Here is an 18,930-nt window from a genome sequence, read left to right on the forward strand (position 1 = left end):
CGCCGATCCACGGCGCGCACCGGCTGACGTCCGCCCGCGGCGTGTACCAGCTCACGTCCATGCACGGCGCGTACCGGCTGACGTCCGCCCGCGGCGTGTACCAGCTCACGCCGATCCACGGCGCGCACCGGCTGACGTCCGCCCGCGGCGTGTACCAGCTCACGCCCGCCCACGGCGCGTACCTGCTGATGCCCACGCGCGGCGCGTACCAGTTGATGTTCGCCGGCGGCGCCTACCACCTCACGCCCATCCACGGCACGAGCCGACTGGCGCTCCCCGGGGTGCGTGCTGCTGACGCTCGACTGCGGTGCGTGCCGGTTCAGTTTCCAGCCGTTTGGGTGGTGAACCCCTCAAATGGTCCGTTCACCATCCGCATGCAGGGGGTGAACGGGCAACCCGAGAGGTTCACCACTCAAATGGCGCCGGCCGGAGCCGCCTGCGAGACATTCGGCTGGGGTAGGACGGCGGGTAGTCGACCGTGACGAGAAGCGATCGCGCTTGGCTGGGTGGGAGGCGGGTCGTGGGCAGCTGGGTGGGAGATGGGCCGTGTGCAGCTGGGTGGGAGGTGGGCCGTGTTCAGCTGGGTGGGAGGCAGGGCAGTGCGGCTGGGGTGGGGAGGTGGTGAGCGGGTACGCTGGGGGTATGACGCAGTACGGGCGGCGATTTCTGCGCCCCGGCCGGCACGACGGTGCCGACGGGGTGAGCTGCTGCTGCGCTCTCTCCTGAGGTGACCGCGGCCGACCGGGGTGGACCCCCGTCGAGACCGTCATCCTGGAGAAGATCATGTCTGCAGTTCCTGCCCCTTCCGCACGGCCCACCAACTCCGCAAAGCCGAGCAGCTCCGCACTTCCTGCCAGCCCCGCGGCGACCACTTCCGCGGCGCCCACCAGCTCTGCGCCGCCCACCACTTCCGCGGCACCGGCCACCTCCGCGCAGCCGACGAGTTCTGCGCCGCCCACCATCTCTGTGGCGCCGATGACTTCCGCGCGGATGAAGACCTCTGCACTGCCGACTGCCTCCACGCTGCCAGGTACTTCAGTGGAGCCGACTGCCTCCACGTCGGCAGGTTCTTCAGTGGAGTCGGCTGCCTCCATGTCGGCAGGTTCTTCAGTGGAGTCGGCTGCGTCCATGTCGGCGGGTGGTCCCGTGGAGTCGGCTGTGTCCGTGTCGGCGGGTGGTTCGGTGCTGCCGAGCGGTTCCGTGCTGCCAGCGGGGTCTGGGGTGGGGGGTGTTGCTGTGCTTTCGGTGGGGGAGGTGCAGGGGGCGTTGGGGATTCGGGATCTTAGTGATCCGGGGCAGGGGGCGCATGCGCTTCAGCTCATTGTTGATTCGGTTCGGGGGGCGTTGGGGGCGGCGTGGCCGTATACGGAGGTTTGGACTCGGCGGGATCATCCGGTCGTATCGCTGGCGGACAACTACGACAATCTTGGGTACGCCGCGGGTGCGGTGACTCGGGAAGCCCGCTACACGCGATACGTCTCGGACAACGAGGTGCTGCGGAGTCACACCTCGGCGATGATTCCGCCGGCGCTTCGGGAGCTCGCGCGGTCGGACTCGTCGGATGTACTGATGATCTGCGCCGGGATCTGCTATCGCCGGGATTCGGTCGACTGGCAGCACACGGGCACTCCGCATCAGCTCGACCTTTGGCGGATCAGCCGCAACGTCACGTTGGGCGAGGCCGAGCTGGAGGACATGATCGCTCGGCTGGTCGACACGGTTCTGCCGGGGCAGACGTATCGGACAGTGCCCGCGGTTCATCCGTACACGATTCATGGGCGCCAGGTCGATGTGCTGCTCGACGATCAGTGGATCGAGATCGGGGAGTGCGGGGTCGCGGCGCCGGACGTACTCCGCCTGGCCGGTCTGGACGACAGCTGGACCGGACTGGCGATGGGGTCCGGGCTCGACCGGCTGCTGATGCTGCGGAAGGGGATCCACGACATCCGGCTGCTCCGATCGCCGGAGCCGCGGGTGGCGGGTCAGATGCTGGATCTGTCGCCCTACAAGCCGGTGTCGGCGATGCCACCGGTCCGGCGCGACCTGTCGGTGGTGGTCGGTCCGGACGCGGACGTGTCGGCCGAGGTGCTGGGTGACAAGGCGCGGGCCGCGCTCGGTCCGGCGGCCGATGCCGCGGAGTCGCTGGAGGTGCTGGGCGAAACGTCGTACGACGACTTGCCGACGGCCGCCCGGGAGCGTCTCCAACTGACCCCGGGGCAACGGAACGTCCTGGTCAGGCTGATCCTGCGGCCGGTGGATCGTACTCTCACCGACGCCGAGGCCAACACCTTGCGGGACCAGGTCTACCGAGCGTTGCACGAGGGTCCTGTCCTGGAGCTGATCGGTTAACGAGCTGATCGGTCAGCGCCGGCCGAGCTCGCGGGTGGCGACGACGAACGCGCACACCGCCAGCGGGAGCTCGAGCAGCAGGGCTTCGGTCATCGAGAGCGTCCGGTCGAAGCCGGCTCCCGCCGTACTGACGTCGAACCAGGCGTCGGCGATCAGCAGCGTGCCGGCCGCCATCGCGGTCAGAGCGGCGTACTTGTTGCCCTTGTGCAGCAGGTACGCCGTGATGCCGGCGGCCACCGCCGTCGCGCAGTCCAAGCCGATCCAGGTCAGCTTCCAGTTGCCTGCCTCATACGTACTCGGCAGGGTGGCCGCGAGGATCAGGCACCAGGGCAGCAGCACCGCGGCGACACCGGCGGCGACGATCGCCGCGATGCCACCGGGCGACCGGCGGGCCCGGACCCGCCCGTCGAGGCGCCCCTCGGCGATGTAGTCCTCCAGCGCGTCGGCCACGCGATCGTCGATCGCGTCCCCGAGCTGCCCGTCCATCACCCGGCCGAGATCGCCGGTCATTCTGTTGCCGATCGCTGTCGTCGTCATGTCATCGAGCATCCCGGGCGCGGGCGTCCGGCACAGTCCGGTCAGCCCACGAACGGGGGTGGGGATAACCCCCGGTGGGCTCCGTGGGATGTCCCCATGCCGCCCGGCGCGCGGACGACGTAAGTTGTGACGGCAAGCAGGCGCTGACACGGGGAGGTGATCCGGATGACGGTTGCTGCGACTCCGGTTCCCCGGGCACCGTGGCGGCTCTGGCGCTCGCCGTACTTGTGGCTGGCAACGATCCATCTGCTCGGTGACGCGGTGGTTGTGCTGACCTCCGGCGTACTGGTGCTGGCGGCGGTCGTGCTGATGCTTCTGGCGTTCCCGCTCGCGATGATCCGCATTCCGCTCTCCGTCTGGTCCAACCGCGCGGTGTACGGGATCGCCTCGTGGGAGCGGGCCAGGGCCCGGCTCACCCGCGGGCAGGAAGTGCAGGCGCTGGTGCCGCCGCCGCGGACCGGCTTGTGGGCCGAGGACGCGCTGCTCGCGCTCGGCGACCCGGGCGTCTGGCGCCAGTTCACCTACTACTTGATGTTGTTTCCGCTGTCCTTCGTCTGGATCTTCGCGGTCGTGCTGGCGTGGTCGATCCCGCCGGTGCTGATGGCCCTGCCGCTGTACTACTCGCGGTTCGCCGCGGCGCAGGCCCAGCTCGGCCCGTTCACCATCGACAGCACGACGAAGGCAGTCGTGGTGTCCGTACTGGCCGCGGTGTTCCTGGTGCTGGTGTCGCCGCTGATCATGCGCTGGTCCTCCGCGTTCGACGGCTGGCTGGCGAAGATGCTGCTCGGCCCGTCCGAGACCGGTGTGCTGGCGGAGCGGGTCAGCCAGCTGGTCGCGAGCCGGCAGCAGGTGGTCGACTCGGTGGAGGTCGAGCGGCGCCGGATGGAGCGCGACCTGCACGACGGTGCTCAGCAGCGGCTGGTGTCGCTGGCGATGACCCTCGGGCGGGCGAAGAACCGGCTCGGCGATCGTGAACCGGCGGTGCGGACGCTGATCGAGGAGGCGCATTCGGAGGCGATGCAGGCGATCGCCGAGATCCGCGACCTGACCCGGGGCTTGCATCCACCGGTGCTGACCGACCGCGGGCTGGACGCTGCGCTGTCGGCGGTCGCGGCCCGGTCACCGGTGCCGGTCCGCCTGAGTGTCGACGTCCAGCCACGGCCGTCGCTGACGATCGAGTCGATCGCGTACTTCGTCGTCACCGAAGCGCTGACGAACGTGGCCAAACACGCGGAAGCCGCGCAGGCCGAGGTACGGGTGACGCGGAAGGGCGATGTGCTGCGGGTCGAGGTGCGCGACAACGGGCAGGGCGGCGCGGATCCGGTTCGCGGGAGTGGTTTGCGGGGGCTGACCGACCGGGTGTCCGGTGTCGACGGACGGCTCACGGTGGACAGCCCACCAGGTGGCGGCACCACGCTGATCGCGGAGGTGCCCTGTGGATGAATCGGCCGAGCTGAACGGTGTGACAGGGGAGACTGAGCGGATGCGGGTTGTGATCGCCGAGGACTCGGTACTGCTGCGGGAAGGCATCGTGCGGTTGCTGGAGGAACAGCACTGCACGGTCGTCGCCGCGGTCGGGGACGGCGACAGCCTGCTGAAGGCCGTCGAGCTGCACCGGCCGGAGGTGTGCGTCGTCGACGTACGGATGCCGCCGACGTTCACCGACGAGGGGTTGCGGGCGGCGCTGGTGATCCGCGAGCAGTACGCGGAGGTTGGCGTACTGGTGCTGTCGCAGTATGTCGAAGAGCGGTATGCGAGCGAGCTGATCGGTGGGAACCCGGGCGGAGTCGGGTACTTGCTGAAGGACCGGGTCGCGGATGTGGATCAGTTCATCGACGGACTGCGCCGGGTGGCGGGCGGTGGCGCGGCGCTGGACCCGGAGGTGATCTCGCAGCTGCTGGTGCGGTCCCGGCAGAGCGATCCGCTGGCCGTGCTGAGCCCGCGGGAACAGGACGTTCTCCGATCGATGGCGGAAGGGAAGTCCAACGCCGGCATCGCGCAGGCGCTGGTCGTCGGCGAAGGTGCCGTGGAGAAGCACATCAGCAACATCTTCATGAAACTGCAGCTGGCGCCGACCGATGGTGAGCATCGTCGCGTGCTCGCCGTCCTGAAGTACCTGGAGACCTGATGGCCAGGACGGTGTCCGGCGTGCGGATGACCAGAGGGCGGGTGGCGATGCTGCTCGTCGGGGTGGTCCCGTTGCTGGCGTTGCTGGTCGGCGGTGGGTTGGTCACGGTCGGGGTGATTCGGGGCAAGCTGCCGTACAACTATTCCGCCGCGTTCACGCCGGGGCCGGCTGGGGTGCGGATCGTGGCCGATGTGGCGACGCAGGTGGAGGCGAGCATCGATGGGCAGGTGCACGTCACGATCGACGGGACGTACGCCGCGGCGAAGCCGGATGTGCGGATCGGCACGACGGGGCAGGAGCTGGTGGTGCAGACGTCCTGCCCCGATGTGCATTGTGCGGTCGATCTGACCGTCGAGGTGCCGGCGGTGAAGATGGTCAAGGCGAAGGTCGACGGGTCATCGATCAACGTGGTCGGGTTGACGTCGCCGTTGTCCTTGGATGCCAAGGACGGGTCGGTCGACATGGCGCGCATCCGCAGCCCCCAGGTGTCGGTGGATGCGCAGGGCGGGTCGGTGGGGATGAGCTTCGACAATCCGCCCAAGCAGGTGTCGGCCACCTCGAGCGATGGCTCCATCTGGGTGCAGGTGCCACGTACGGAGCCGTACACCATCGATGCGGTCGCGGCCCAGGGCTCAACCAACGTGAGCGTTCCGAACGACATGACCGCCACCAACCACCTCTACCTGCGCTCCAGCTACGGCAGCATCACCGTCCAGTAGTCCGCCTGCAACTGAGCACTCCACCCACTCCACGACAGCTCTGTGTCGGGGGTTGTCCCTACGGGTTTCGTCGAAGCGGGGTGTTGGGCGCCCCAAACCGGTTTGGGGGTGGTTGTGTGCGTGGAGCGGGGAGGGTTGTACCCCTGGAGCGGGCGGTTAGCGGCCCCAAACCGGTTTGGGGAGTGCACGCCAGCGGGACCTGATCGGGCGGGACCTGGTCGGGCGGCACCTGATCGGGCGGCACCTGATCGGGCGGGGCGTCGGTCAGAGGGCGGCGCAGAAGGTTTTGGCTTTGGTGGTGATGGTGGGCCAGTTGGCGGCTGCTACGTCGGCGGGCGAGACGACGTCGGTGCCGGCGCTGACGGCCAGGGCGCCGGCGGCGAGGAAGTCGTGGGCGTTGGTGACGTTGACGCCGCCGGACGGGATCAGGGGTACGCCGGGGAACGGGCCGTTCAGGTCCTTGAAGTACTTCGGGCCGAGGTGGTGGGCGGGGAAGACCTTCACCGCGGTGGAACCGAGGGCGAGGGCGGTCATCACCTCGGACGGGGTGAAGGCGCCGAGGACGACCGGGATGCCGGCCGCATGTGCCGCCTCGGCGATCGCGGCGGCTTCGGGGCCCTGGCCGGGGGTGACGAGGAACTGGGCGCCGGCGTTGATCGCCTGGGTGGCTTGATCGGCGGTCTGGACGGTGCCGGCGCCGACGACCGCGCCGGTTTCGCCGGCGGTGGAGGCGGCGCGTTCCAGGTGCCGGGGGAGGTCGGGCGTCGTGTAGGTGAGTTCGACGACGTGGATACCGCCTGCCACCAGCGCGGCGCAGAGGTCGCGGGCGTCGGAGATCTCCGGTGCCCGGACGACGGTCAGTACACGGTCGGCACGAAGTAGCTCCAGGGTGTTCACAACAGGTTCCTCTCAAACGATGGTCAAGCGCGGGGAGTGCGGTGGATGGGGCGGCCGGGCAGGGCTGGGGTTCGGTGGGTTTCGTCGATGACCGGGGTGCCGTTGACCAGGACGTACGGGATGCCGGTGGCTTGCCGGCGGGGGTCGGCGAAGGTGGCGGTGTCCTGGATCGTGGTGGGGTCGAAGAGGACCAGGTCGGCGGCGTAGCCGAGCTGGATCTGCCCGCGATCGGTCAGCCGGAGGCGGCGGGCCGGGCGGCCGGTCAAGTGGTGGATGCAGTCGGGGAGGTCGAGTACGCCGAGTTCGCGCACGTACTGGGCCAGGTACCGCGGGAACGTGCCCCACGACCGCGGATGCGGTTTGCCGCCGACCAGGATCCCGTCGGTCCCGCCGGTGTGGCTCCGATGCCGCATGATCTCGCGGACGTTCTCCTCGTGCCCGACGTGCTGCAGGATCGACGTGGCGAGATCGTCGGCCAGCAAAAGATCGAAGAAGATCTCAGCAGCCGGCCGGCCAGAGCGGGCCGCGAGCGCTGCGACAGTGTGTCCCACAAAGTCGGACAGCGCCGGATTGCGTACGCCGCCGATCTCGATCGTTTCCCATTCGACGACGCATCCGTGGCACCCATCGGTACCGACCTGCTCCAGCTCGTGCGTGATCCGGGCCCGCGCGGACGGATCGCGCAACCGGTCGAGCTGCGCGTCCGGGCCGCCCTCGGCGGTCCAGCTCGGCAGGATCGCCGCCAAGGTCGTTGCTCCAGGCAAATAGGGGTACGTGTCGGTGGTGATGTCCACGCCGGACGCCAGCCCCGCGTCGATCATCGCGACCAGGTCCGTGCCGCGGCCGGCGTTCGGCCGGAAGTTCATCACCGCGTGCGTGAGGTGCAGCGGGCAGCCGGACCGGCGCGCCACGTCGATCATTTCCGCGTACGCCTCGAGCGCGCCCTTCCCGTACGAGCGTTGATGCGGCGCGTAGTACCCGCCGTACGACGCGACGACCTCGCACAACGCGACCAGCTCGTCCGTGCTTGCGAACATGCCCGGCGTGTACGTCAGCCCGCTGCTCATCCCGACCGCGCCGTCCCGCAGCCCATCGGCGAGCAGTTCTTTCATTCGGCCCAGTTCGGCAGCTGTCGCCGGACGGTTGGACGTACCAACAACCATCATCCGCAGCGTGCCCTGCGGGACCAGGTACGCGGCGTTGCACGCGATGCCCTGCCCAAGCCGGTCCAGGTACCCGGCGACGGTCGACCAGGAGAAGTCGAAGTCGTCCGGCTCACCGTTCCAGCCGGCGATCTGGCGGCGTACGACGGCCCGCGCCGGCTCGTCGATCGGCGCGAACGAGAGACCGTCCTGCCCGAGCACCTCGAGCGTGACGCCCTGACTCACCTTCGCGGTGTGCTCCGGGTTCACCAGGATCTGCAGGTCGGAGTGCGAGTGCATGTCGATGAAGCCGGGCGACAGCACCAGCCCGTCGGCGGCGATCGTCCGGTACGCGGCCGGGAGATCGTTGCCGATGGCGACGATCCGGCCGGCGTCGATCGCGACGTCGGCGTGGTACCCGGGCGCGCCGGTCCCGTCGACGACCAGCGCATCGGTGATCAGGAGGTCGGCACTGGTCGTCGACGCGCGGGCCGAAGAGGTGGGCGCAGGCATCTCAGAAGAACGTCCGGACCAGATCGACGACGACCGGATCGGCGGCGTCCGGGTCGTCGATGACCGGGATCAGCCCCCACTTGTCGAAGGCGGTGCACGGGTGCGACAGGCCGACGCGCAGCTCGTCGCCGATCACCACGGACTGCTCGTCGCCGAACTCCAGGTACCCGTGCTGGTCGTTCAGCTTGGTCACCGTCATCCCGGTGGCCGGCAGGATCGGCGAGCCGTCGGTCCGCGGCCGGATCAGCTGCGGCTCGGGCAGGTCCTGGTCGAACGGGAAGTCGCGGCGGCCCGCATCGAAGATCGCCAGGCCGGGCTCGGGCTGGGAGGTGATCCGCATCCAGCCGTGCATCGCCGGTACGAGTTGCTCGCCATCGGTCCGCGGATGAGCGCCGAGCGGTGACACCCGGCGGTACAGCCCGTCGTCGTGCGTGACGTACGCGCCGGACCGCAGCACGACCCGCGCACCGGCGCCCGCCTCGGCGGCAAGGACCTTCGCGACCTGCTCGAAGTACTGGCTTCCGCCCGCGCTGACGATCGGCTGGACGTCCGCGTCGTACCGGTCACGCAGCCGGTGATGCACCGCGGCCAGGTCCCGCAGGTACGCGCGAACCTCCTCGAGGTCGGCCTCGTCGACGCCATGCCCGATCGCGCCTTCGTACCCGGCGACGCCGACGAGCCGGAGCGTTGACGCCTCGGCGATCGCCGCGCCGACGGCCAGCGCGGTCTCGGCGTCGCGGGCGCCGGTCCGGCCACCGATCCCGCCGACCTCGACCATCACGTCCAGTGGGCGCGCGTCCGGGGCGACGTACGCCGACCGGGCCGCCTCCATCAGCTCGACGGTACGAACCGAGTCCGCCCAGACCATCACCTCGAAGGACGGATCGGCGGCGAGCTCGTCGGCGATCCAGCGCAGTTGCAGCGGGGAGATCACCGCGTTCGCGAGCAGCACTCGTTGCACGCCGTACGCGCGGGCGACGCCGAGCTGGAACGCGTTGGCCAGCGTGATCGCCCAGGCGCCGGCGTCGAGCTGCATCGCCCAGAGCGCGGGCGCCATCGTGGTCTTGCCGTGCGGCGCGAGCTCGACGCCGTGGCGGGTGCACCAGGTCGCGAGGGTGTCGACGTTGTGCCGCAGGCCGGGCGCGGACAGCGTCATCAGCGGCGTCGGCAGCTGCGACAGCCGCGGCCGCGAGGCCAGCACGTCGGCGACCGTGCGGCCCCAGAACGCCGGCGGCAGCGCCTTGTCCTGCCAGCTCACCGGCTCATCGGCGAGTTTGGCGACGGCGTTGGCATCGTATCCGGGCATCTGACCCCCTGGGTCTCGGAGATTGCAGAATGCGCAACGCTCATTGCGCATTCTGACGCGTCGGTTGTAACATCACGGCCGAAGTCGCGTCAACGTACGCCTATCTCATCACCACCCAGCCGAGGAGTCGCGATGCCCGAACCGCTCCCCGAGACACCCGCCGCGACGGAAGCGCTCTGTCTGGGTGAGGCGATGATCATGTTCGCCGGCGGGCCGGGACCGCTGGCGGACGTCGAGGTGTTCACGCGGTCGGTCGGTGGGGCCGAGTGCAACGTGGCTGGTGGGCTGGCGGCGCTGGGCGTGCCGACCGGCTGGCTCTCCCGGCTCGGCGACGACGGCTTCGGTCAGCACGTGCTGCGGGACCTGCAGGCGCGTGGCGTGGAGGTCGGCGGTGTGGAGCTGGATCAGGTACGACCGACCGCGCTCTACGTCAAGGAGTCGCACGACGGGCGCTCGCGGATGCACTACTACCGATCCGGTTCGGCAGCTGCCGCGATGGACGAGCAGTACCTCGAGCGGCCTGAAGTACGTGATCGGCTTGCGCAGGCGCGACTAGTACACACGACTGGCATCACGGCCGCGATTTCCACGACCAGTGCGGACATGCTGGAGCGCCTGGCCACTGAGCCGCGTGAGTTCCTGCTGAGCGTCGACCTGAACTGGCGGCCGGCGCTGTGGCGTGACATGGACCCGGAGTCACTGTGGCGGCTGTTGAAGGCGGCCGACATTGTGCTGATCGGTGCGGACGAGGCGGAGGTCTTTGCCGGGACCAGGAACCCTGATGAGCTCTACGAGCGACTGGGCGCCAAGACGTTGGTTGTGAAGGACGACGCGCATACTGCGCTAGTACTTGAGCCCGGTGGTCGTACTGAGGTTCCAGCATTGTCTGTTGAAGTAGTTGAGACAGTCGGCGCCGGGGACGCGTTTGCGGCCGGCTTCCTGGCGGCGACACTGCAGGACCTGCCGATGGTGCAGCGGCTCCGGCTGGGGCATCTGACTGCTGCGGCTGTGCTGACTGCGCCGGAGGACCATGCGCCACCGCCGGCAGTCGAGGTGCGGGAGCGGCTGCTCGCAGCGACTGATGAGGAGTGGGCCGCGACAAAGATCGGTCCGGCATGAGTCAGAGCCTGGCCAGGGCGCTGCAGATCCTCACCAGTCTTGGGGAGGGTGACAGGTCGCTTGACCAGCTCGCAGCTGAGCTGAGCGTGCACAAGACGACGGTGCTGCGGTTGCTGCGCACGATGGAAGCAGACCGGTTCGTACGGCGCGACGACTCGCACCGGTACCGGCTGGGCTCGCGGCTGTTCGCCCTCGCGGACGTGGCGCGCGAGCAGTACGTCGTACGCGAGGTCGCCGCGCCGCATCTGCGCGAGCTGAACCAGAAGACCGGTCAGACGGTCCACCTCGCGGCGTGGGAGAACGGTGAGGTCATCTACGTCGACAAGCTCGACAGCGTGCGTTCGGTACGGATGTACTCGCAGGTCGGCGTACCTGCCGCATTGCACTGCACAGCCGTTGGCAAGGTACTGCTCGCCGCTCAGCCGAGGCGCTTGCAGGAGGCGGTGCTGGCATCGCTGGATTACCGCTCGTACACGCCGAACACGATCACCGACGCGGACCGGCTCCGGACTGAGCTGGCGACGACCAAAGAGCGTGGCTGGGCGCAGGACAAGGCGGAGCACGAGGCGTTCATCAACTGCATCGGTGCGCCGCTGAAGGACCGCACCGGCCGGGTCGTGGGGGCCGTGTCGTTGTCCGTTCCGGACGTACTGCTGAACTATGAGCAGGTGCTCGAGTTGCTCCCTGACCTGCTCGCCACCGCAGCCGCGATCACAACCGACTACAACTGAGAGGTGTCAGACCTGATGTCCGACAAGACCGCAGTCTCCACCACCGACGCGCCGCCGCCGATGCCCGTGTTCTCGCAGGGCGTCCGGAAGGGCAACATCCTGCAGGTGTCCGGCCAGGGCTCGGTCGACCCGGCCAGCGGCGAGTTCGTCGGCACCGGTGACGTGAAGGCGCAGACCACCCGCGTCCTGCAGAACATCGAGGCGATCCTGAAGGCCGGCGGCGCGAGCCTGGACGACGTGGTGATGCTCCGCGTCTACCTGACCAAGCGCGAGGACTTCACCCTGATGAACGAGGCCTACGCCGACTTCGTCTCGACCCGCACCCCGAGCGGCGTCCTCCCGTCCCGCACCACCGTCTTCACCGGTCTCCCGCTCCCCGACATGCTGGTGGAAATCGACGCCCTCGCCGTCCTGAGCTGATGGAGCACCGGGTGCTACCTGGTAGCACCCGGTGCTATCATGGCGCCATGAATGGGCTGCCGGAGATCACTCAGCGGGACCTGCGGATGCGGTCCCGGGAGATCATGGACGCTGTTCAAGGCGGGCAAACGTTCGTCGTGACGCGCGACGGTCACCAGATCGGTGAGCTGGTTCCGCTGCGCCGCAAGCGGAAGTTCGTGCCCCGGGCGGAGTTCTCGGCGTTGTCGCTGACCGCACCGGAAGTTGGGCTGGACGCGTTCCGGGCGGATCAGGAAGCGCACGCCGAACAGGAGCTGGAAGTCGGAGGCCAAGCGGTCTTAGGAAGACAACTCACAAGACCAACTCCTTGGCTCACAGAACGACATGGCTACGATCCGACTTCTGAGATGGCGATCAGCGCGATCACGCTGGCCGAGCTGTCGGCCGGCCCACACCAGGTGCTGGACCAGATGGGGTACGACCCGAACGTCGAGCGCGCCCGGCGGGTGGACCTGCTGCAGAGGGCCGAGAATGAGTTCGACCCGATCCCGTTCGGCGCCGATGCGGCGCGGATCTACGGACGGATCTGCGCGGCGGTGGTGGCCGCGGGCAGGACGCCGCGACGGAGAGTCGCCGATCTGATGATCGCGAGCATCGCGGTCGCAGAGCAGCTCCCGCTGTTCACCACCAACGTGGATGACTTCAAAGGACTGGAAGACCTTCTGATCGTCGTCCCGGTGCGGCGCCCGTCCTGAGCTGAGTCTTCCGGAGCCCGGATCCCTGGATGGGGTCCGGGCTTTGGACTGTCTGGGTGCTTTCCCGGAGAGCGGGATAGGGTTCCGCTATGCAGGAAGTCAGGGGGTCTGTGCAGTCGATTGACCGGGCTGTGGCGATCTTGCGGTGTTTCGATGTGCGGACGCCGGAGCTGGGGATCAGTGACTTGGCGCGGGCGACCGGGCTGTCGACCAGTACGGTGCATCGGTTGTTGCTGGCGATGCAGGAGAACGGGCTGGTTCGGCAGACGGCGCACCGGCGGTATGCGATCGGTCCGCTGGTTGCGCAGCTGGCGCACAGTGGTGGGATACCGGCGGGGCTTCGGGATGCCGCGATGCCGGTGCTGAAGGGGCTGCGGGACGACACGGGGGAGACCGCGGCGGTGCATGAGTTGCTGCCGTCGGGGCAGCGGGTCGTGCTGGATCAGGTCGAGAGTCACCACCAGCTGCGCCGCACGTACACCGAGTTCGGGCTGCCGGTTGCGTTGCCGCTTGGTGCGCCGGGGAAGGTGCTGCTCGCGTTCCTGCCGTTCGAGCAGCAGCAAGAGGTGCTGAAGGGACCGCTGGAGCAGGTGCTGCCGGCCACGATCACCGATCCGGTAGTGCTCGCGGAGCAGTTCGCGGAGATCCGCCGGTGTGGGTACGCGATGTCGCGGACCGAGCGGACGCCGGGGATCTGCAGTGTCGCGGCACCGGTGTTCGGCTACACCGGCCAGGTCGCCGGCTGTCTGAGTGTGTCCGGCCCCGAGATGCGGATGCCGGTGGAGCAGATGGAGGAGTACGGGATGCGGGTCGCTGCTGGTGCCTGGTCAGTGTCCGAGTTGCTGGGAGCCACTCCAGCCGCCCGGGATCGCGGTACGGCGCTGGCCGGCGGCCGGTGATGTCGCAGGCGCGCAGTCTGTGGAAGATCGCACCAGCCGTCTACCTGCCTGCCCTGCTCTACGGCATCGGCCAAGGCGCTATAGCTCCAGTAGTGGCGTTGTCGGCTACGCACCGAGGAGCATCCGTTGCTGTGGCCGGTCTGGTCGTCGCAGCTGCCGGGCTGGGCCAGGTGATCGGTGACATCCCCGCAGGTGCGCTGACGAACCGGATCGGCGAGCGCAGCGCGATGCTGTCCGCCACTGTGCTTGTCTCACTCGCACTGGCTGCGTGCTTGGTAGTACCGAACGTCTGGGGCCTGGCCATCGCGATCGGCTGCACCGGACTGGCCGGTGCGGTCTGGGGCCTCGCCCGGCAGGCGTACCTGAGTGAGGCGGTACCAATCGAGCTGCGCGCCCGCGCCCTGTCCACACTGGGCGGCGTAGGGCGCATCGGCTCCTTCATCGGCCCGTTCCTCGGTGCCGGCGTCATGAAGTTCCTCGGTACGGACGGCGCGTACTGGGTGCACCTGGTAGCCGCACTACTCGCCTGCGGCGTCCTGATCAGCCTGCCCGATGTCGCCCACGCCCGCGGCCGCGGACCGGTCGCTGCGCAATCCACCTGGGGCGTCATCCGCGACCACCTGCCAGTACTACGTACGCTCGGTGTCGGCGCACTTCTAGTCGGAGCAGTACGTGCCTCGCGGCAGGTGGTGATTCCGCTGTGGGCACTGCACATCGGTCTGGATGCACAGACGACCAGCATCATCTTCGGACTCTCCGGTGCGGTCGACATGCTGCTGTTCTATCCAGCAGGCTCAGTGATGGATCGCCTCGGCCGGAAGTGGGTCGCCGTACCATCCATGTTCGTACTGGGGTTGGCGCACTTGCTGCTGCCGCTCACCCACACGACTGCCACGCTGACCGCTGTAGCACTGCTGATGGGCATCGGGAACGGTCTGGGCGCCGGGGTGATCATGACACTCGGAGCTGATGCGTCGCCCGCAGTCGGACGAGCACAGTTCCTAGGAGCGTTCCGCCTCTTCGCTGACACTGGCAACGGCGCCGGCCCGCTGTTGCTGGCCGGCGCCACCGCGCTGCTCGGGTTGGGTCCAGCAATCGTCATCATGGCCGGCACCGGCTGGGCCGCTGCCACCGCGATGCACCGCTGGATACCACCACACCCGCGGACAACTACTGCTGCTTGAAGTACCACCGCTGGCAAGGGCCACCGTGGTAGAACCACGTGATCACTTCCGCACCGGCCGCCGAGCTGCACCCGGCAACGTCCAGTGAGAGTCCAGAGCTCACCGCGGTCACGCTGTAGCTCCCGCCGGGCGTCGGCTCGATCCGCCACCGTTCACAAGGCGAGGCGTTGCTGGGGAACATGAAGACCGTCGCACGCGGCAGCTTGGAGCAGCCCTGGATCTCCAGTGCGTTCCCGGAGTTCGGGTCGATGATCTTGTACACGTCGTCGCCCAGGCTCTCCAGCTTCCACTTCTGGCATGGACTACCGGTCACCCAGTCCCACATCCGTACTTGCGATCCTGGCTCCTTGTGGCAATCGGTGATGTCCAGTACCCGGTTGCTCGTCGCCGCCTCGGTCCGGTACCGCCCCGCGCCACCGGCACCCAACTGATCAGCGTTGAACGCGGGCCGCAGAATCCACTGCTGGTTGGTGCTCTGACCACAGGTCTGCTGCACTACCGGCGCTGTGTCGTCCAACCGTGCATCCGCAACCGCCACGCACTTCCCGCTGTGCGCCAGCTTCAGCTGTACGACAGTGTCGTACGCCGCCCCATCCACGTACGTGAAAGTAACCTGCTGCCAGGCGAACGGATCACCAGTACCACCGCCGCACGCGTACTGGATCATCTTGGTGTTGTCTTCGGTACTACCGTTCAACGTGTCGAGGCACTTGACCGGACCATCTCCCACCGCAGTGTGCGCCGGCCGCACGCTGTACTGATCGGTCCCTGGAACAGGCATCAACCGGAACCGTGCATTCAGGTCGAGCGGCAAGCACTGGTACTGGATGAACTCCTGCCCATCACTGGGATCAGCGAAGTGGACGTTGAGGCACTTACCGCTGTTCTTGTTCACCAGCTCGTACTGCCGGTGCTCCAGACTGAACTTTGGACCAGTGACCGCATCCACTGCTCCACTCCAGGCCAGTGACCTGTCCGCGAACGCCGTACCGGTAGAGCGGAACTCGTACACCTGCCGGCTGCCGTTGTCGCCGGCGTACAGGATCGCGGCGTCCTCCTTGTGGTCGCCGTCGTAGTCACCGGCAACCAGCGTGGCCTTGGCCAGCTCCAGACCGGTCGTACGGCCCCAGTCCGTCTTGGTGAGTGCAGTGCCACTCGACTTCAGTACGAGCAGGCTGCCGTCGGTTGGTGTGTTCTCGTACAGCGCGACGATGTCGTCACGCCCGTCACCATCCGGGTCAGCCACTACTGCCCTGCTCTTGTCCCAGCAGTAACCACCCGCACCGGAGTCGTAGATCGTCGTCGGTGCCGCAAACGCAGTACCTGTCGACTTGTAGAGGTCAACCGTGGTCCGGCAACCAGTCTGGTTCCGCATGCTCAACAGGTCCGCTTTGCCATCACCGTCGATGTCAGCGAGCAGCGGCGTGCTCTGCGACCACGTGTTGCCCGCAGTAGCCTGCACCCAATTCACCGGAGTCTTGAACCCATTAGCGGCCAGGAACACCAGTGCCTGCCAGTTGTCTCCAGTACCTGCCTTCTGTACGACGATGTCGTCCTTCCCGTCACCGTCGACATCAGCGGCGATCGGCCGAGCAGTGTTCAACGGCCAGCCGTTCGGTCCACTGGTCCATGCGGCAGCCGGTGCCACGTACTCGTTGCCGTCCGACGGGAACGGGTACAGCCAGAGCTGCCGCCCGGCGCCTTCGCGGAAGACAGCCATGTCGGTACGCCCGTCGCCGTCCAGATCGCCCTGTACCGGCTTGATGTTCGACAACGCGAACCCAGTGCCCTCACCGGTGTCCAGCGCCATCACCCCGGACGCGAAGCTGTTGTCCTTCGAGGTGATGTTCCAGATCGCGGTCCGGCCGAAACCATGGTCGAGCACGGCGGTCACATCGGCCTTCCCGTCCCCGTTCGCATCCGCCCGTACGTGCGGCGGTGTCGTACCGGGCGCTGGGAACTTCGCCGACAACTCCCACGCCTGCCTGATCTGGCTGTAGTTCCCCGCCTTGTCCACAGCACGCACATACAACCGCAGCGCTGGTACGCCGGTCTCCGGATCGGGATGCACAGTGATCGGGATCGTGGCGGTGCCATCCGCGTTCGCCTTCACCCGCGCGGTCAGTGTGTCGCCCTGGAACCCGTAGTTGTACTCGGCCACGTCCGTGTCGGCCGGCGTACCACCCGGCTTGAACGTGACGTTGCCCGCGACCCGCGCCTCGGTCACCGGGTCCTGCCCGTCCGGGAAGTCGGTCGAGACGATCACCGGCACGTTCGGGGGAGTGGAGTCGATGACGAAGTAGCAATCGGGCGTACTCGGACTGGTCGCGATGCTGTCGTCGGCGAATGCGCGGTAGCTGTACACCACACCGGCCGCGAGCTTCCCAGCCGGTACCTCCGGCCAGGAGAACGCCGCACCGCTGACAGTCGGGCCGACCTTGCTCTCGTACGCCACCGCACCGGCCGCGTTGCGGATCTGCAGCGTTGTGGTGACGGAGTCGCCGATGTCCGGATCGTTCGCGACCGCGGCCCACTGCGGCGTCGTGGTCGGGATACGGGTCGGTGCCGCCGCCGTACCGCACGGGCGCGGCCGGGTCATCGTCAAACCCTTCGGCACCCGCGGGGTGGTGTTGTAGCGGATCGCGAGCACGGCAGTGTTCGGGTGGAACTTCTTCCACTGCCACTGGGCCGCGGCGCTGGTGCTCTCGTCCGGTGCCTTCAGCCCGAGTGACAAGGTGGTCCGCCGCGCGTCGGCAACGCCCTGCACCACCGCACTCAAAGCGCTTGGGCCGTTCGGGTCGCCGAACTCCATCGGGTTGTCCTCGGTCCACGGGTACGCCTCGCCGGAGCGCGTGTCCAGCCGGGTCTTCCAGAAACCGGCAGTGGTGTTCCAGTTCAGGTTGTGGTCGGCGGTGTTCAGGTCGTTCACGTGCCACAGTTCGACCGGCTCGGGCGTACCGTGCGGGGTCTTGTTCAGCGTGATCCGGAACTGGGCGCTGAGGATCGTACTGCCGCCGATCGTCATCGCGCCGCTGGTGGTGTTGAGCAGGAACATCGAGCGGTACAGGTTGGCGGTGTCCTGGTACGCGCGGCCGACCTTCGCGCCTTCGTCGTTGCGGTCGTACGTCCAGCCGTCGACGCCGCCGGAGCGCTCGTTGACGTGCAACCAGTTGACCAGCGTGCCGGACATCGACGGGTCGATCGACACCGGGAACTTCGCGGCCGGATCGCCGAGCAGCTTCAGATCCGGAGTCAGGACGAGCTCCCGCGCGGTCTTCCGGATACCGAGCCGGGCCTGCCGGGGCTTCGTCGCGCTGGACGCGTCCCACATCGTCGGCGGATCGGCCGAGTACACGACCTTGCCATCGTTGTCAGTAGCAACTGTTGATCCGTCGGTGGCGACTCGCAGGGTGACGCCCTCGCCTCGGATCGGGTAGCGCAGGCGGCGGAGCGCGGGGTTGGCCGCGGCGGCGCGGTTCTTCACGACCAGGAGGTGCGAGAAGCGGTCCACTCCGACCTTGATCTGCAGATCGACTCCTGGCAGGACTTCCGGGTACGTAGCCGTGTCGCCGGAAAGCACTGGTTTCGGCAGCGTGCCCGGCCAGCCGAGGTATACGCGGGCGCCCGGCTTGCCGATCGTCAGCAGATCAGTCGAGCCACCGCCGGAGAGGATGATCGGGGAGACTGTCGCGACAGGTCGTACTGTTCCGTCAGGCAGCTGCCGCAAGGTCGGATCGGGGTGTGTCCAACCAGATCCCTTCCGGACCCGTACCGGCATCGCGTGTTGTTCCATGGTCTTGCTGCCGTCCGGATTCGCGAACACCTGGCCAGTCTCGGTGCGCATCGACACGAGTTCCTGCGGCTTCCCGGTCCGCCGGGCGGTCAGGACCGCGCGAGTGTCCGGCGATGCCATCAAAGCTTGCTCGGCAGCGCTCTGCTGCTGGTCCACGACGACACCGGCGGCGCTGGCTCCAGCGCTGGTTCCGGCGTCGGCTCCGGCGGAATCGGCGGACGCGGTCGCGGCTGTTGCGAGCGGTACGGCCAGCGCGAACGCCGACACGTACGCCGTGAACCGCCTCCTGACACCCCACATGCTGGTCACCTCACCGTCGGACGGGCGGAGTACGCGAGCACGATCGCACGCCCCGGCCGGTCTCCGCGCACCTTTCCACCACCGTCGAAACCTGCCTGGAAACCTGCCCAGATCGCTGCTCAAAACAGGCAGCCGGGCAGGCCATTCGACGGTGTCTGA

15 protein-coding genes are annotated in these 18,930 nt (G+C 68.1%); 10 read left to right on the forward strand and 5 right to left on the reverse strand.

Features of this window, described 5'->3' with window-relative positions; all coding sequences use genetic code 11:
- Together ABD260_RS09380 and srmL are read left to right on the forward strand one after the other, a co-directional pair.
- A partial coding sequence (locus ABD260_RS09380; RefSeq protein ID WP_344233002.1) for a hypothetical protein occupies positions 1 to 482 on the forward strand: 482 nt, incomplete at its 5' end.
- Positions 483 to 1,254: 772 nt separating this feature from the next.
- The gene (gene srmL, locus ABD260_RS09385; RefSeq protein WP_486327067.1) at positions 1,255 to 2,349 is read left to right on the forward strand and encodes a PheS-related mystery ligase SrmL; all 1,095 of its coding nucleotides are present in this window, start codon (positions 1,255 to 1,257) and stop codon (positions 2,347 to 2,349) included.
- A gap of 12 nt (positions 2,350 to 2,361) precedes the next feature.
- Here the strand turns inward: srmL and ABD260_RS09390 are convergent, their stop codons facing one another.
- Positions 2,362 to 2,886: a hypothetical protein gene (locus ABD260_RS09390; RefSeq protein ID WP_344233004.1), complete on the reverse strand. Its 525-nt coding sequence runs from the start codon at positions 2,884 to 2,886 to the stop codon at positions 2,362 to 2,364.
- Positions 2,887 to 3,051: 165 nt separating this feature from the next.
- Between ABD260_RS09390 and ABD260_RS09395 the strand changes: the two genes are divergently transcribed.
- The 3 genes from ABD260_RS09395 to ABD260_RS09405 are packed head-to-tail and all read left to right on the forward strand — an operon-like array spanning position 3,052 to position 5,733.
- Entirely contained in the window at positions 3,052 to 4,329 is a 1,278-nt protein-coding gene (locus ABD260_RS09395) for a sensor histidine kinase (RefSeq protein ID WP_344233005.1), read from the forward strand.
- Positions 4,330 to 4,369: 40 nt separating this feature from the next.
- A complete protein-coding gene (locus ABD260_RS09400; protein WP_344233006.1) occupies positions 4,370 to 5,014 on the forward strand; it encodes a response regulator transcription factor in 645 nt (214 codons plus the stop codon).
- Complete coding sequence (locus tag ABD260_RS09405) at positions 5,014 to 5,733, forward strand: DUF4097 family beta strand repeat-containing protein (RefSeq protein WP_344233007.1); 720 nt, start codon at positions 5,014 to 5,016, stop codon at positions 5,731 to 5,733. The genes ABD260_RS09400 and ABD260_RS09405 overlap by 1 nt, the downstream gene beginning before the upstream one ends.
- 264 nt (positions 5,734 to 5,997) lie before the next feature.
- Here ABD260_RS09405 and ABD260_RS09410 read toward each other — a convergent pair whose 3' ends face one another.
- Genes ABD260_RS09410 through ABD260_RS09420 form a run of 3 tightly spaced genes read right to left on the reverse strand, consistent with a single transcriptional unit; the run spans position 5,998 to position 9,591 of the window.
- Entirely contained in the window at positions 5,998 to 6,630 is a 633-nt protein-coding gene (locus ABD260_RS09410; RefSeq protein ID WP_344233008.1) for a bifunctional 4-hydroxy-2-oxoglutarate aldolase/2-dehydro-3-deoxy-phosphogluconate aldolase, read from the reverse strand.
- 23 nt (positions 6,631 to 6,653) lie between these two features.
- A complete protein-coding gene (locus ABD260_RS09415) occupies positions 6,654 to 8,285 on the reverse strand; it encodes an N-acyl-D-amino-acid deacylase family protein (protein ID WP_344233009.1) in 1,632 nt (543 codons plus the stop codon).
- A 1-nt stretch (position 8,286) separates the two neighbouring features.
- Positions 8,287 to 9,591 carry a type III PLP-dependent enzyme domain-containing protein gene (locus tag ABD260_RS09420; protein ID WP_344233010.1) on the reverse strand — a complete coding sequence of 435 codons (1,305 nt, stop codon included), beginning with the start codon at positions 9,589 to 9,591 and terminating at the stop codon, positions 8,287 to 8,289.
- A 132-nt stretch (positions 9,592 to 9,723) separates the two neighbouring features.
- On the opposite strand from ABD260_RS09420, the gene ABD260_RS09425 reads away from it, so the two are divergent.
- From ABD260_RS09425 to ABD260_RS09450, 5 genes are all read left to right on the forward strand, one after another.
- On the forward strand, positions 9,724 to 10,710 hold the full coding sequence (locus ABD260_RS09425) for a sugar kinase (RefSeq protein WP_344233012.1): 987 nt from the start codon (positions 9,724 to 9,726) through the stop codon (positions 10,708 to 10,710).
- Positions 10,707 to 11,441: an IclR family transcriptional regulator gene (locus ABD260_RS09430; RefSeq protein WP_344233014.1), complete on the forward strand. Its 735-nt coding sequence runs from the start codon at positions 10,707 to 10,709 to the stop codon at positions 11,439 to 11,441. The genes ABD260_RS09425 and ABD260_RS09430 overlap by 4 nt, the downstream gene beginning before the upstream one ends.
- Before the next feature lie 15 nt (positions 11,442 to 11,456).
- Positions 11,457 to 11,861, forward strand: a complete 405-nt coding sequence (locus tag ABD260_RS09435) for a RidA family protein (RefSeq protein ID WP_344233015.1) — start codon at positions 11,457 to 11,459, stop codon at positions 11,859 to 11,861.
- Between the two features lie 823 nt (positions 11,862 to 12,684).
- Entirely contained in the window at positions 12,685 to 13,494 is an 810-nt protein-coding gene (locus ABD260_RS09445) for an IclR family transcriptional regulator (RefSeq protein WP_344233017.1), read from the forward strand.
- A complete protein-coding gene (locus ABD260_RS09450; protein ID WP_344233018.1) occupies positions 13,494 to 14,678 on the forward strand; it encodes an MFS transporter in 1,185 nt (394 codons plus the stop codon). Before ABD260_RS09445 ends, ABD260_RS09450 begins: the two co-directional genes overlap by 1 nt.
- Here ABD260_RS09450 and ABD260_RS09455 read toward each other — a convergent pair.
- A complete protein-coding gene (locus tag ABD260_RS09455) occupies positions 14,665 to 18,771 on the reverse strand; it encodes an RICIN domain-containing protein (RefSeq protein WP_344233019.1) in 4,107 nt (1,368 codons plus the stop codon). The genes ABD260_RS09450 and ABD260_RS09455 overlap by 14 nt on opposite strands.
- Positions 18,772 to 18,930: the final 159 nt, after the last annotated feature.

It is taken from the genome of Kribbella hippodromi, assembly GCF_039531045.1.
Classification (GTDB): domain Bacteria; phylum Actinomycetota; class Actinomycetes; order Propionibacteriales; family Kribbellaceae; genus Kribbella; species Kribbella hippodromi.